This window comes from Wenzhouxiangella psychrophila (assembly GCF_042310375.1).
Lineage (GTDB): Bacteria > Pseudomonadota > Gammaproteobacteria > Xanthomonadales > Wenzhouxiangellaceae > Wenzhouxiangella.
On sequence record NZ_JBHJMQ010000006.1, the window covers coordinates 158,571 to 171,587 of the forward strand.

Genomic DNA, 13,017 nt, shown 5'->3' on the forward strand with positions numbered 1-13,017 from the left:
ATGGGGACATTGCAGGATGCCCTGCTCAAGGCAGGGCTGACCGACGAAAAGCAGGCCGAAAAGAGCCGGCGCCGGGGCAAGCCTGGCGCCGGTGCTCCCGGTCCGGCAAAGGCTCGCGGAAGCGGCCCGGTCAGGAAGAAAAAGCGCAGCGCCGGCAAGAAGAAGCCTGCCGATTCGGACCTGGCCCGCGCCTACGCTGCCCGGCGCAAGGCCGAGGTGCAGGAAAAGGAGGCCGAGAAAAAGCGCCGAGTCGCCGAGCAGGAGGAGCGCCGCAAGCGCAATCTACAGCTCGACGAAATTCTCAAGGGCAATACCCTCAACCGCAAGGAAGCTGAGGTCCCGCGCTACTTCGAGCACATGGGGCGCATCCGGCGCGTCCTGTGCACGCCCGAACAGCGCGATCAGCTCAACAATGGCGAGATTGGCGTGGTCAACCTGCGCGGCTCCTACCTCCTGGTCTCGCTCGAGACCCTGGAAAAGTACCGCGAAGTTGCACCGGACCTGGTCCCCAGTCTGGAAGGCCGCGACGAACCCGAAGACGACGGCAGCCACTACCCCCCGGTGCCCGACGACCTGGTTTGGTAGAAGTAAGGTTTAAGGGTTCAGGTTTCAGGTTTCAGGGGTGGGCTTTGATCGGTTTTTTCCTGAAACCTGAACCCTGAAACCTTCTTTCAGTAATCCAGGTTCGGCCGCAGGAACTTCTCTGCCTGCTCGACGCTGACGCCCTTGCGCTCCGCGTAATCTTCCACCTGATCCTTTCCCAGCTTGCCGACGACGAAGTACTTGCTGTCGGGATGTCCGAAGTAGTAGCCGCTGACCGCCGCCATCGGTTTCATGGCGAAGCCCTCGGTCAGCTCAATGCCGATGTTGTCGGTTACCTCCATCAGCCGGAACAGCTTTGCCTTTTCGCTGTGGTCGGGGCAGGCCGGATAGCCGGGCGCCGGGCGGATGCCGCGATACTTCTCCCGGATCAGTCCCCGACTGTCGAGTGTCTCGTCGGGGGCATAGCCCCAGAGCTCGGTCCGGACCTTCTGGTGCAGCGCCTCGGCCAGAGGCGGTCGGCCATGGACTGCAGGAGGATGCGGCTGTAGTCATCGGTCTCCGGGAACTGCTCCAGTGCATCTTCGAGGCCGATGCCCGTGGTCACCGCGAACAGTCCGGCCCAGTCGTCGACGCCGCTGTCGGCCTCGGCCACGTAATCGGACAGGCACAGGTTGGCCGAGGGTTTTTCGGCCTGCTGGCGCAGCATGACCATGCGCTCCATGACTTCACTGCGCGATTCGTCGGTATAGAAAAGCACATCGTCGCCGTCACGCGCGGCAGGCCACAGCGCGCAGATGGCGCGTGCGGTCAGCCAGTCGGATTGCAGCCAACCTTTGAGATGCCAAGGGCCCTATTTGAAAGTCAGCCGGCTTTCAGGCATAAAGAGAAGCAGGCTTTGTGCCGGCCGGAGGGAGGGCACAACTACCCCATTTGGGTGATGTCAGCGGCTAATCGGCCTGCTAGCCTTTGATCAGCACCAAGCCAAAGAGCGGTTGGCAGGCAGTAGCGGGCTGCACCCGTCGGAGGCGGCACTACTACAGGACCACCCGGAGGGGGTGGGATGAAGAGCGGGATCAACAAACGGGGGCGCGAGAAGGTCGTATGGGCTCTGTACGACGCGCCTGAGTTCAGCGACCGGGGACTGCATGTGCTGCGCGATATCCAGCCCGATCTAACCCAGATCCGGCTTGGGTATCGGCACCTGATTTCGGTGCAGCAAAAACTGAACACTCTGCTGAAATCAGCAACCAAGGCTATTGTTGACCACCAATATGAAATATTCAGCCTGACATCAGAGGCGGGCGCCCATGCTGGTAGCACGCTGGCCACGCTGTTCCGCATCGCTGACGATCGTCTGGCCCTGATTATCAGCGATCCAGCGCGAGCCAATCACGATTTCACCGCCACCCTGCAAAAGTGCTACCAGATGACTGCCACGGAAGCGGATCTGGTCAATTTGATGCTGACCGGACAAAGCCTGCGTGAGTATGCCGATAAGCACGAAATCTCCTATGAAACTACCCGAACGCACTTGAAAAATGCCATGAAGAAAAACGGATGGCAGCGGCAGGGACAAATGATCGTACAAATCCTCAGCCGACTGTGCCCTGTAGTGGAATTTTCATCGTCGCGAAACGGTTTTTCTGATTCAGGTCGGAGAAATTTCAATTCTGATCCTCCCATACGGTAAGTGAACACAATGCAGGAGTTGATCATGAACCGGATGCTTGCTGTCTTTTTTCTGGCCTTTTTCGCGCCGGCAGCCTGGGGGCAGTGCACGCCTCAGCGGGTTGCTGTCATCGAGGAGGAAGCCAGCGCGCGTGGACTTGAACCGGCCTATGCCGTGGCGATTGCTCGGACGATGTCGGCTTGCCGTGCTGACTATCGCGACTGGGCAGGGCGGGTTGGCGTTTTGGGCGTGCGCCCAGAAATCGCCGCGTTATCGGAGGATTGCATCCATTGTCGATTGCTCGATCCTCGAGCCAATCTCCGAATCGGGCTGGATCTGATTCAAGATTTGTTCGAACGACACGGCGATTGGGAAACGACTCTGAGCGTCTACTACGCAGGTACAGAGCGTCCGAACCGGCGCACGCAACGCTGGGTACAGGCGGTCTTTCGCGACGCCCACCGTCATTGTTGTCCTCGCGAATTGCGACCCTGGCGACACAGCTATCCTGACCTGGACGATTTTGGTCCGCGCTGCAGGTCGCCCCGGCAGGGCGCCTGCGGGCCGGTCGGTGCCTGGCGTCCGATTGCTGACTGGCGATGAGTTGAGTATGGCTGACTGCAAGGCTCCATCACCACTTGTACCCGGGCTGGGCGGGTCGACTATTGGAAACCTTGTATCCCTGGTGCTAGTTTGTAAATCGGAGAGGGATCGTTTGGACATCAAGAGGGGAAACCGATGAACCGGATTGGCCGCTACACGATTCGCAAGCGCCTCGGCGGCGGCGGTTTCGGGGAGGTCTTTCTCGGAGAGGACCCGGCGATCGGACGCCAGGTCGCGATCAAGGTGTTCAAGCCGAAGGACGAGAACCTGATCGCGTTTGCGACCAGTTCGGACGAGGAAGGCCTGGAGATCCTGCGGGCGCGCTTCCTGTCCGAGGCGAAGATTCTGGCTTCCCTCGAAGACGAGATCAACATTGTGACCGTCCATGAATACGGCGAGCTCGATGATGGCTCGCCGTATTACGTCATGCCGTACCTGCCCAACGCGCTGGCCGACGAACTGGGCAAGGATGTGTTCGACGTCAACGCGCTCGAAGAACTGCCTGATGACCAGCGCCCTCGCGCCTTGTCACTGGAGCGCAGTCTCGAAATCCTCGAGCAGATTCTGACCGGCCTGGCGGCCGCCCACGGCAAGGGCCTGATCCACCGCGACATCAAGCCGTCTAACCTGATGTTTTCCGAGTCCGGCCAGATCCGGATTGTGGATTTTGGCATTGCCAAGGCGCCGGACGGCCAGCACTCGACGGTATCTCACCTGGGCCTCGGTAGCCGCAACTACATGGCGCCGGAACAGCGCGAGAGCGCCAAACACGTTGATGCAAGAGCTGATGTTTACTCCCTCGGCGTGCTCGCCTACCGAATGCTGACCGGCAAACTGCCCATCGGCCGCTTCGCTGACCCGAATGTGGCCGTGCCGGCTCTGGGCAAGCCGATGAACGATCTGCTGCTGGCGATGATGGATGTTGATAAGGACGAGCGCCCGAAAGATGCCGCCGAGGCCCTGGAGCGCTTTCGCAAGGCACGTCAGGCGGTCGGCCAGGAAACCGGTGAAAGTGATACCGGCACTTGGGTGGGGGAAGGTGAGGCCGGTAGTCGCGACGAGCTGAAGCCGCTCAGGACGAAGATTGTCGAAGTCATCGCCGCCAACGGCCGCATTCCGCCACATGAAAAGGAAGGCCTGGTCGCCCTGGCTGCCATTGCCGATCTTGACGAGAGCGATCTGGACAACTTGATCGAGCAGGTCGCCAAGGAAGACAAGACGCTGGCGGCCAAGCAGCGACTGGCCCGCAGCATCGCCACCCGCGTACGGGCCGTCGGCGGCCCGCTGGACCAGCGTGCACTGGAAACCCTGGACACCGCTGCCGAAGCTGTCGGCTGGGATCGCAAAAAGATCAAGGCGCTGATAGGCGAAGCTGTCGCCGAGCTGAATCAAAAAGACACGCCCGGATCATCGACATCAACCTCGGGCGACACCTTCGCCAACCTGAAAAGCCGCTTTCGCCTGCCGCTCAAACCCATTGCTGCGGTTCTCGTCGCCTTGGTCGTTCTGGCTGGCAGCGGCTACGGCGTTTACGATTGGCGCCAGGGTCAACTGGCCAAGGCCGAAGCCGAACGCCAGCGGCAACTGACCGAGCAGCAAGAGGACGCGGCTTGGGAAGAGGCCCGCAGCGCCGACACTTTCGAAGCTTACGAGGAGTTCCTCAACCAGTGGCCTGACGGTCTTCACCAACAGGCAGCGAGCGAACGCATCGCGCAACTGGAAACAAAGGGCCAGAACACCGTGGCGCGAGTGCAGGATTACCTCAACCGCTTGGGCTACCGCGTGCCCAATGACGGCGAAGTCGATACCCGCACCACCGAATCCATCCGCGACTTTGAACAGGCCCAGGGCCTTGTCGTGACGGGTACGGCCGACGAGGTGGTGCTGAAGAGTCTGACCGAAGAATACAACCGCCGCGACGACGCAGCCTGGACGCAAGCCGGCGAACAAGACAGTGCATCGGCCTACGAGCAATACCAGCAGGATTTCCCCAGCGGCCGTTACATCGATCAGGTCGATGACCGCATTGCCGCCGCGCGCGACCGCGAAGCCTGGGCCACGGCGCGGGGCGCGGATACCGAACAGGCTTATCGACAGTACGCCGAAGCCTTCCCGCAAGGCGAATTCATCGACGAGGTTGAAGGCGAAATTGCACGGGTCCAGGTTGAGGCCCATCGCCAGCGCGAAGAAGTCGAGGCAGCCGAGCACCGGCGCGAGCTGATCACTGGCATCCAGACCGAGCTGAAGCGGCTAGGGCGTGATGTCACCGTCGATGGTGTCGCCGGCCAGGGCACCACAGACCAGATCCGCGCCTTCGAGCGCGCCACGGATCGAACCGAGTCCGGCGAGCCCAGTCAATCCCTGCTGGCGGCGCTGGAAGTTACCGACCGCTGGCCGGGACTGGAGGCCGGTGAGACCTTCCAGGACTGCACGGATTGCCCGGAAATGGTGGTGATTCCGGCGGGAAGTTTTCGCATGGGCAGTCCCTCGGGCGAAGCGGATCGGGACAACGATGAAGGCCCGCAGCACAACGTATCGATCCCGGCTTTCGCACTGGCGACCACCGAAGTGACCGTAGGCGAGTTCCGCCGATTTGTTGAGGTGACGGACTACCGAACCGATGCCGAGAAGAGCGCTGGCGGCGATGATGGCTGTTTTGCTTACAAGGGCGACACGGCTGGCTACAAAGCGGGGACGAGCTGGCGCGATCCCGGATTCAGCCAGGGCAACGATCATCCGGTCACTTGCATCAGCTGGAACGACGCGCAGGCATATGTGCGCTGGTTGAGCGAGCAGACTGGCGAGGACTATCGCCTGCCCAGCGAGGCCGAACAGGAATACGCCCTGCGCGCTAGCAGCACGACCGCCTTTCCCTGGGGCAGCAATGCCGGAGGGGCGTGCAGCCATGGGAATGTGCTGGACCAGACGGCCACCAGCAGCACGTTGTCTGCTTTCTCGTCCATTGCGGTGTCTTGCACCGACAATCAGGTGTTGACCGCCCCCGTTGGGAGCTATCGCAAGAACGGTTTTGGTCTGTTCGACATGACGGGCAATGCTTTGGAGTGGGCTCAGGATTGCTGGAACGAAAGTTATCGGGGCGCGCCGAGCGATGGCGCGGCCTGGATGTCAGGCGACTGCGGCCGTGCGGTTTTGCGCGGTGGTTCCTGGGGCAACGGCGGCCTGGGCCTGCGTTCGGCCAAACGCAACTGGGTCACCCGCGTCTTCCGGTACGACGTCACGGGCTTCCGGCCGGCCAGGTCCGTAGCGCTTTGAACTTTATGCTTTTACCCTTTGTTTTTGGGTTTCAAAGGGGGTATGGGGGCGCAGCCCCCATCGACGTTTTTTCGGTTTTCAGTGATTGCGAGGGCAGGTCATGACAAACAGCAATGAAGCCAACCGTGCCGCGACGCGCCGAACCTGGTCAGTCTGTCGTATCCGCACGCGCCTCCGGCGTCACGACCAGCGCCCGGCAAACACGCGTCTATCAATTACACCAATGCAATCGCGATGCTTTTCGGCCGGAGCCGGTGCAAGCATGAAATTGCCGAGAGTGCACGCGGTTGTGAATAAAGTTGATTTATGTTGATGATATGAACCAGATCGGTCGCTACAAGATACTCAAACGCCTCGGCGGAGGCGGTTTCGGGGAGGTGTTCCTCGGTGAGGATCCTGCGATCGGACGCCAGGTTGCGATCAAGGTGTTCAAGCCCAAAGACGAGAATCTGATCGCGTTTGCGACTTCGTCGGACGAGGAAGGGCTGGAGATTCTTCGAGCTCGATTCCTGTCGGAGGCCAAGATTCTCGCTTCGCTTCACAATGTGCGCCACATTGTCGAAGTACTGGAATATGGCGAGCTGGACGATGGCGCACCGTACTACGTCATGCCCTATCTTCCCCGTTCGCTGTCCGATGAGCTGGGTCGGGATGTATTCGATGTCAAGGCGCTGGAAGAACTGCCTGAACAACAGCGACCGCGCGCCCTGCCGATGGACCTATCGCTGGAGATTCTGGAGCAGGTGCTACACGGGCTGGCCGCTGCGCATGACCGCGGGCTGATCCATCGCGACATCAAGCCCTCGAATATCATGCTGACCGAGGACGACGACGTTCGCATCGTCGACTTCGGCATCGCCAAAGCGCCCGATGGCCAGCACTCGACGGTCTCGCATCTGGGCCTGGGCAGCCGCAACTACATGGCCCCGGAGCAGCGCGAGTCGGCCAAGCATGTCGATGCCCGAGCGGACGTCTATTCCATAGGACGACTGGCCTACCGCATGTTGACCGGTCGGTTGCCGGTGGGCCGCTTCGCCGACCCCAATGTGGCCGTGCCCGCCATCGGCAAGGCGATGAACGACGTCATCCTCGCGGCACTTGAGGAGGATCGCGAAAAACGCCCCGCGCATGCCGGCGAGTTATTGCAACGCTTCGAAGCTGCCAAGCGCGGTGTTGGTGAACAGCCCGGTGAGAGCGATACCGGCACCTGGGTGGGCGAAGGCGAAGCCGGCATTCGCGATGAACTGAAGCCACTCCGGGCCAAGATCGCCGAACGTGTCGGGGAGTCTGGCGTACTCGACCACGAGGCCCGGGAATCCTTGATGGCACTGGCCGCCATTGCCGAGCTTGATGAGACCGACCTGGAGCGGTTGATCGAGGACATTGTCAAGAACGACAAGGAATTGTCGGCCAAACGCCGCCTGGCGCTGGCCATCCGCAGCCGTGTCAAGGCCCGTCAGGGACCGTTGAGCGAAACCGTTCAGGCAGGCTTTGCCGAGGCTGCCGAAGCCGTAGGCTGGGACCGCAACAAGATTAAGGCATTGATGGATGAGGCGGTGGCCGAGCTGAATCAACAAGACAAGCCCGGATCATCGTCGTCATCCCCAGGCGACACCTTCGCCAACGTGAAAAGTCGCTTTCGCCTGCCACTCAAATCCATCGCCGCGGCTCTTGTCGCACTGGTCGTCCTTGGCGGCCTCGGCTACGGCGTTTACGACTGGCGCCAGGGTCAACTGGCTGAGGCCGAAGCCGAACGCCAGCGGCAACTGACCGAGCAGCAAGAGGACGCGGCCTGGGGTGAAGCTCGAGGGGCCGACACCATCGACGCCTACGAAAGCTTCCTGGGCCAGTGGCCAGATGGATTACATCAGCAAGCGGCCAACGAGCGCATCGCGCAACTGGAAGAGAGCGGCCAGAACACCGTCGCCCGGGTACAGGACTATCTCAACCGCCTGGGCTACCGTGTGCCCGAGCACGGCGAAGTCGATACCCGCACCACCGAATCCATCCGTGATTTCGAACAGGCCCAGGGCCTGGTAGTCACGGGCACGGCCGACGAAGTAGTGCTGGAGAGTCTGACGGAGGAATACAACCGCCGCGACGACGAAGCCTGGGCGCAAGCCGGCGAACAAGACAGTGCGTCGGCCTACCGCCAATATCAGCAGGATTTCCCCAGCGGCCGTTACATCGACCAGGTCGATGAGCGTATCGCCGCGACCCGCGACCGCGAGGCTTGGGCCGCGGCCCGGGAGGTGGATACGGAATCAGCCTATCGGCAGTACGCGGAAGCATTCCCGAAAGGCGAATTCATCGACGAGGTTGAAGGAGCCATTGCGCGGGTCCAGGCCGAGGCGCGTCGGCGCGAACTGGTCGCAAATATTCAGACTGAACTGAAGCGTCTCGGTCGCGAGGTTACGGTCGATGGCGTCGCCGGCCAGGGCACCACAGTCCAGATCCGCGCCTTCGAACGGGCCACGGATAGAACCGAGTCCGGTGAGCCGAGTGAATCTCTTCTGGCTGCCATAGAAGCCACCGACCGCTGGCCGGCTCCGCAGCCCGGCGAGGCCTTCCAGGAGTGCCCGGATTGCCCGGAGATGGTGGTGATTCCGGCGGGAAGTTTCCGCATGGGCAGTCCCTCGGGCGAAGCCGATCGGCAGGACAATGAAGGCCCGCAGCACAACGTATCGATCCCGGCCTTCGCGCTGGCGACCACCGAAGTGACCGTAGGCGAATTCCGCCGGTTTGTCGAGGCGACGGGTTACCGCACCGATGCCGAGAAGAACGCTGGCGGCAATGATGGCTGTGTAGCTTACAAAGGCGGCACGGAATTTGACTGGATTGCGGGGACAAGCTGGCGCGATATGGGCTTTCGCCAGGGCGATGAGCACCCAGTAGTATGTGTCAGTTGGAACGACGCCCAATCGTATGTACGGTGGATGAGCGAGCAAACCGGCGAGGACTATCGCCTGCCCAGCGAAACCGAGCAGGAATATGTACGGCGGGCTCGCAGCACGATGGCTTTTCCATGGGGCAGCAGTACCGACGGCGCATGCAGCCATGGCAATGTTGCTGATCAGTCGGTAGCCGATCGCTTTTCGAGTCGGACAACTGAAGCGTCGACCGACGGTAGCTATACGACTACCATAATGAGATTGAAAACAGTTGATTGTACCGACAATCAGGTGTTCACGGCCCCGGTTGGCAGCTACCGCAAGAACGGTTTCGGGCTATACGACATGACGGGCAATGTCTGGGAATGGGCTCAGGATTGCTGGAACGAAAGTTACCGGGGCGCACCAAGCGATGGATCGGCCTGGATGTCGGGTGATTGCGGCCGTGCGGTGCTTCGCGGCGGTTCCTGGCTCAACGGCGATCAGTACCTGCGTTCGGCCTCCCGCAACAGGTTTGATCGCGTCGGCCGTAACGTCTTCACGGGCTTCCGTCCAGCCAGATCCGTAGCGCTTTGAGCTTTGTGATTTTGCCTTTTGGGTTCGGCGTAGGCGAACGGGGGTATGGGGGCGGAGTCTCCCTTGAATCAGTTGTCGGTAGTTGGTGCGGCTATCGAATGAGGCGAAAAGACCATTTGAGTCTCACGTAATCGAAATTTGAGGTGTGACCTACACATGATTAAACCAGGCGCCACGGAACAAAGAAGGCAGATATGAAACAGATCAAACTCATAACGCTGTTGCTCTTGTTCCTGCCCATAGTGGCTAACGGGCAGGCCATTCGTTCGCTCGCCGATATCGAGCGCGCCGATATTCGTCAAGAGATGGCGGCTACCGAAGGTGAGCTGTCAGTGATTATCGGGCTGCGTCTGCCGCATGCGGCGCGGGCGGCCTCGCAGCGTGGTGAGTGGGAAAACCTGAACAACTATATCGACCGTGTCCAGCGCGAGCTGGCCAGTGAGATGGGCTGGCGCAATTTCAATGACTTGGTGCGTTACGAACATATCCCGGCTATGGCGGCCGAAATCAACCGCGATGAGGCGCGACGATTACTGCAATCGCGTCACGTTGAAAAACTGTATGCCAACCAATGGAATCAGACCCACCTCGAAGAAAGCACGCGCATGGTCGGGCTGGCCGAGGCCCTGGCCCGCGCCGCCAACGGTGCTGAGCAGACCGTGGCCGTGGTTGATACCGGGGTGGATCTGGAGCATCCGTTTGTTCAGGCCAGGCTGGTGGGCGGGGCCTGTTTTTCCGTGACGAAAAGCTGCCCGAACGGCGAACGACGTGATTTCGGCCCGCAAGCCGGCGGTGCGTTGGCCCGCCATGGCAGCCATGTCGCCGGTATTGCCGGCGGGGCCAACAACGAATTCAGCGGCGTGGCGCCCGGGGCCTCGCTGCTGAGCCTGCAGGTTTTTTCGCGCATCGAAAACCGGATCGGCGCAGCGGATTCCGACATCATTGCAGCACTGGACTGGCTTTATGGCCAACGCGAACGCCACAACATCGCGGCGGTCAACCTTAGCCTGGGCAGTAATACCCGGCACGAACACCACTGCGATGATGACAGTGTTTATGCCGAAATTTTCGAGATGTTGCACCAGGCCGGTATTGTGGTCGTCGTGGCCAGCGGCAACGAATCGCGCACCGACGGCATCAGTTCCCCAGCCTGCGTTTCGCATGCGCTTGCGGTTGGTTCGCTGGAAAAGAATGGGCGTATCTCAGGATTCTCCAACAGTGGACCCATTCTGGATATCGTCGCCCCGGGTGGCGATATCAATTCATCTGTGCCAGGCGGCAGTTATGCTCGCCTGTCCGGCACCTCTATGGCCGCACCCCATGTCGCCGGTGCCGTGGCCAGCCTGCGTTCGGCCTATCCTGATGCCTCGGCCGACGACATCGTGCGCGCGCTGACCGAAAACGACACCACCTATCGCGATCCCAGAAACGGGCACGCCAGCGCACGCCTGGATCTGGTCGCGGCACTTTCCTGGCTGGAGGCCAACCTGCGTCCCCCACCCGCGCCGGAGCCTCCGCCCGAACCTGAACCGGCCCCGGAACCTGCACCTGAACCTGAGCCGCAACCCGAACCCGACCTGGATTTGCCGCTGTGCAAGGAACGCATCGACGGCATACTGATCGAACGCGACCCCCCGTGCCGCAAGGGAGATTCATCATGAAAAATCATCTGCTACTTAACGCAAGCCTCATCATCCTGGCGGCAACCCTGACTGGCTGTGCAGGTACGCCACATCACCCCACGCCAGAACCCGATCCGGACCGCGATATGCCGCTATGTCGCGAAAACATCGGTGGCGTGATCGTAGAGCGCGAACCGCCGTGCCGGGAGGATGAGCAAGGCGAATGATCAACGGACCAGAAATTTCATACTGATCCGTACATAACCGAAGCAACCGAGAGATTTTCGGCTTTAATGACAGGAGAAATGAAAATGAATGGCTACAAACTTTTTATGATCCCGCTACTGGTGGTCTTTTTGACCGCCTGCTCGAACCAGCCGGTGCTGGCCTCGAACGACCCCAACCTGCTCATCATGGGCGAGGACTATGACGAGGATACCGTGCCGCGCGACAGCCGGGTATTCCGCCGCGTCCTCAACGCCTTGTCCAACCAGTTGCATGATGAAGGCTTCAAGGTCTACGACGAAACCGCCGTGAGTCTGGATGACTTCGCACAAGGTCGCGTCCGGCGCTCCGATGCTGAGCTGATCGACATTGCACGCAGCATCGACCAGCCTCCGATTGATGTCGTCGTGATGTTCTCGATTTACGCCAGTGCCAAGGACGTGGACTACACCACCAAGGTACGCACGCGAGTTGAAGGTCGCCTGCTGAACGTGCGCACCGGACAGCGCCTCGGCAATTTCGAGCTGCCCAGCCCCAGGGAATGGAACGCCGAGCCCAACTGCTCGCGCGAATGTATCCTGGAGACGGTCGGCGGCTATGCGCGCATCCTGGCCAACGATGTCGGCGCGGTGCTGACCGAAAAACTGGCCTGGATGGTCGACGGCGGTGGCCAGGCACCGGGCGGTGGCATCGAGAACGCCTACACGCTGGTCTTCGACGGCTTCACGCCTGAAGAAATAATGACCTTTGAGGAATACCTGGTGATTTTCTCCGGCTACCGTGACCATCGCCCAACCTACTCCGGCGCGCGTCGCCAGGAGCTTTGGTACGAATCCCAGATCGAAGCGGCACGGCTCAACCGCAACCTCCAGCGCATGCTGCAGGAAACCGGCCTGCGTGGGGTCGTGACATTCTCCGGTAGCAATTTTACGGTACGCAAGGTCACCCTGCGCGGCGAGCGGCAACGCCCTGATCCGAACGACGATTGGTAGGCAGCCATGCATCGCCTGCTCATCATCGCCTTGCTGATCCCGGCAGCCCTCGCTGCCGGGATCGCATTCGCCCAGTCGGGTAAGGGCACCCGTAGCCTGGCCGAAATCGAAGCCGAGCTCGACCCGCTGGAATTTATCGAAAACCACGACGGCGTGCGTCGCTCCATCGACCTGAACATCGCATTCGCATTCGATTCGGCCGAACTCCTGCCAGACGGCCTGGAACAGATCGACATCCTCGGCCGAGCCATGAATGGCGAGCGGTTGGCACCCTACCGCTTCCGCATCATTGGGCATACCGATGCCGTCGGCGATGCCGAATACAACCGTGCACTATCCGAACGCCGCGCCCGCGCCGTGCGTACGGCGCTGATCGAAAACTACGGGATCGATGCGGACCGACTGCTTGCCGAGGGCAAGGGAGAAACTGAACTTATCGATGGACTGCCGGAAGATGCGGCTGAACACCGGCGGGTAGAAATAGCGGTGTGGACTGAAGACCGGCAAGATGCACTCGCCGAACCAGAAGAGGAAAAGCAAAAAGAGAGCGACCAGATCGATTGGTGAATGGCCTGTCCGGTTGGGCAGGGAGAGCAACTCAGGGGAAAACATGCAACAAGTTG

9 protein-coding genes and 1 pseudogene are annotated in these 13,017 nt (G+C 60.8%); 9 read left to right on the top strand and 1 reads right to left on the bottom strand.

Features of this window, described 5'->3' with window-relative positions; translation table 11 throughout:
- Entirely contained in the window at positions 1-585 is a 585-nt protein-coding gene (locus tag ACDC66_RS09790) for a DUF2058 domain-containing protein (protein ID WP_376696526.1), read from the top strand.
- Between the two features lie 86 nt (positions 586-671).
- Here the strand turns inward: ACDC66_RS09790 and ACDC66_RS09795 are convergent.
- Positions 672-1,369: pseudogene (locus ACDC66_RS09795) on the bottom strand (vitamin B12 dependent-methionine synthase activation domain-containing protein).
- Between the two features lie 234 nt (positions 1,370-1,603).
- Here ACDC66_RS09795 and ACDC66_RS09800 point away from each other — a divergent pair.
- The 8 genes from ACDC66_RS09800 (at position 1,604) to ACDC66_RS09835 (ending at position 12,961) form a co-directional block, all read left to right on the top strand.
- Complete coding sequence (locus ACDC66_RS09800) at positions 1,604-2,233, top strand: helix-turn-helix transcriptional regulator (protein WP_376696527.1); 630 nt, start codon at positions 1,604-1,606, stop codon at positions 2,231-2,233.
- A gap of 24 nt (positions 2,234-2,257) precedes the next feature.
- Positions 2,258-2,815, top strand: coding sequence for a transglycosylase SLT domain-containing protein (locus ACDC66_RS09805; RefSeq protein ID WP_376696528.1), 558 nt, complete (start codon positions 2,258-2,260; stop codon positions 2,813-2,815).
- Positions 2,816-2,950: 135 nt separating this feature from the next.
- Positions 2,951-6,088, top strand: coding sequence for an SUMF1/EgtB/PvdO family nonheme iron enzyme (locus ACDC66_RS09810; RefSeq protein ID WP_376696529.1), 3,138 nt, complete (start codon positions 2,951-2,953; stop codon positions 6,086-6,088).
- A 317-nt stretch (positions 6,089-6,405) separates the two neighbouring features.
- Positions 6,406-9,555 carry an SUMF1/EgtB/PvdO family nonheme iron enzyme gene (locus ACDC66_RS09815; RefSeq protein WP_376696530.1) on the top strand — a complete coding sequence of 1,050 codons (3,150 nt, stop codon included), beginning with the start codon at positions 6,406-6,408 and terminating at the stop codon, positions 9,553-9,555.
- Positions 9,556-9,749: 194 nt separating this feature from the next.
- Complete coding sequence (locus ACDC66_RS09820) at positions 9,750-11,216, top strand: S8 family peptidase (protein ID WP_376696531.1); 1,467 nt, start codon at positions 9,750-9,752, stop codon at positions 11,214-11,216.
- On the top strand, positions 11,213-11,404 hold the full coding sequence (locus ACDC66_RS09825) for a hypothetical protein (protein ID WP_376696532.1): 192 nt from the start codon (positions 11,213-11,215) through the stop codon (positions 11,402-11,404). Before ACDC66_RS09820 ends, ACDC66_RS09825 begins: the two co-directional genes overlap by 4 nt.
- Positions 11,405-11,488: 84 nt before the next feature.
- Positions 11,489-12,394 carry a hypothetical protein gene (locus ACDC66_RS09830; protein ID WP_376696533.1) on the top strand — a complete coding sequence of 302 codons (906 nt, stop codon included), beginning with the start codon at positions 11,489-11,491 and terminating at the stop codon, positions 12,392-12,394.
- A 6-nt stretch (positions 12,395-12,400) separates the two neighbouring features.
- Positions 12,401-12,961 carry an OmpA family protein gene (locus ACDC66_RS09835; protein WP_376696534.1) on the top strand — a complete coding sequence of 187 codons (561 nt, stop codon included), beginning with the start codon at positions 12,401-12,403 and terminating at the stop codon, positions 12,959-12,961.
- Positions 12,962-13,017: the final 56 nt, after the last annotated feature.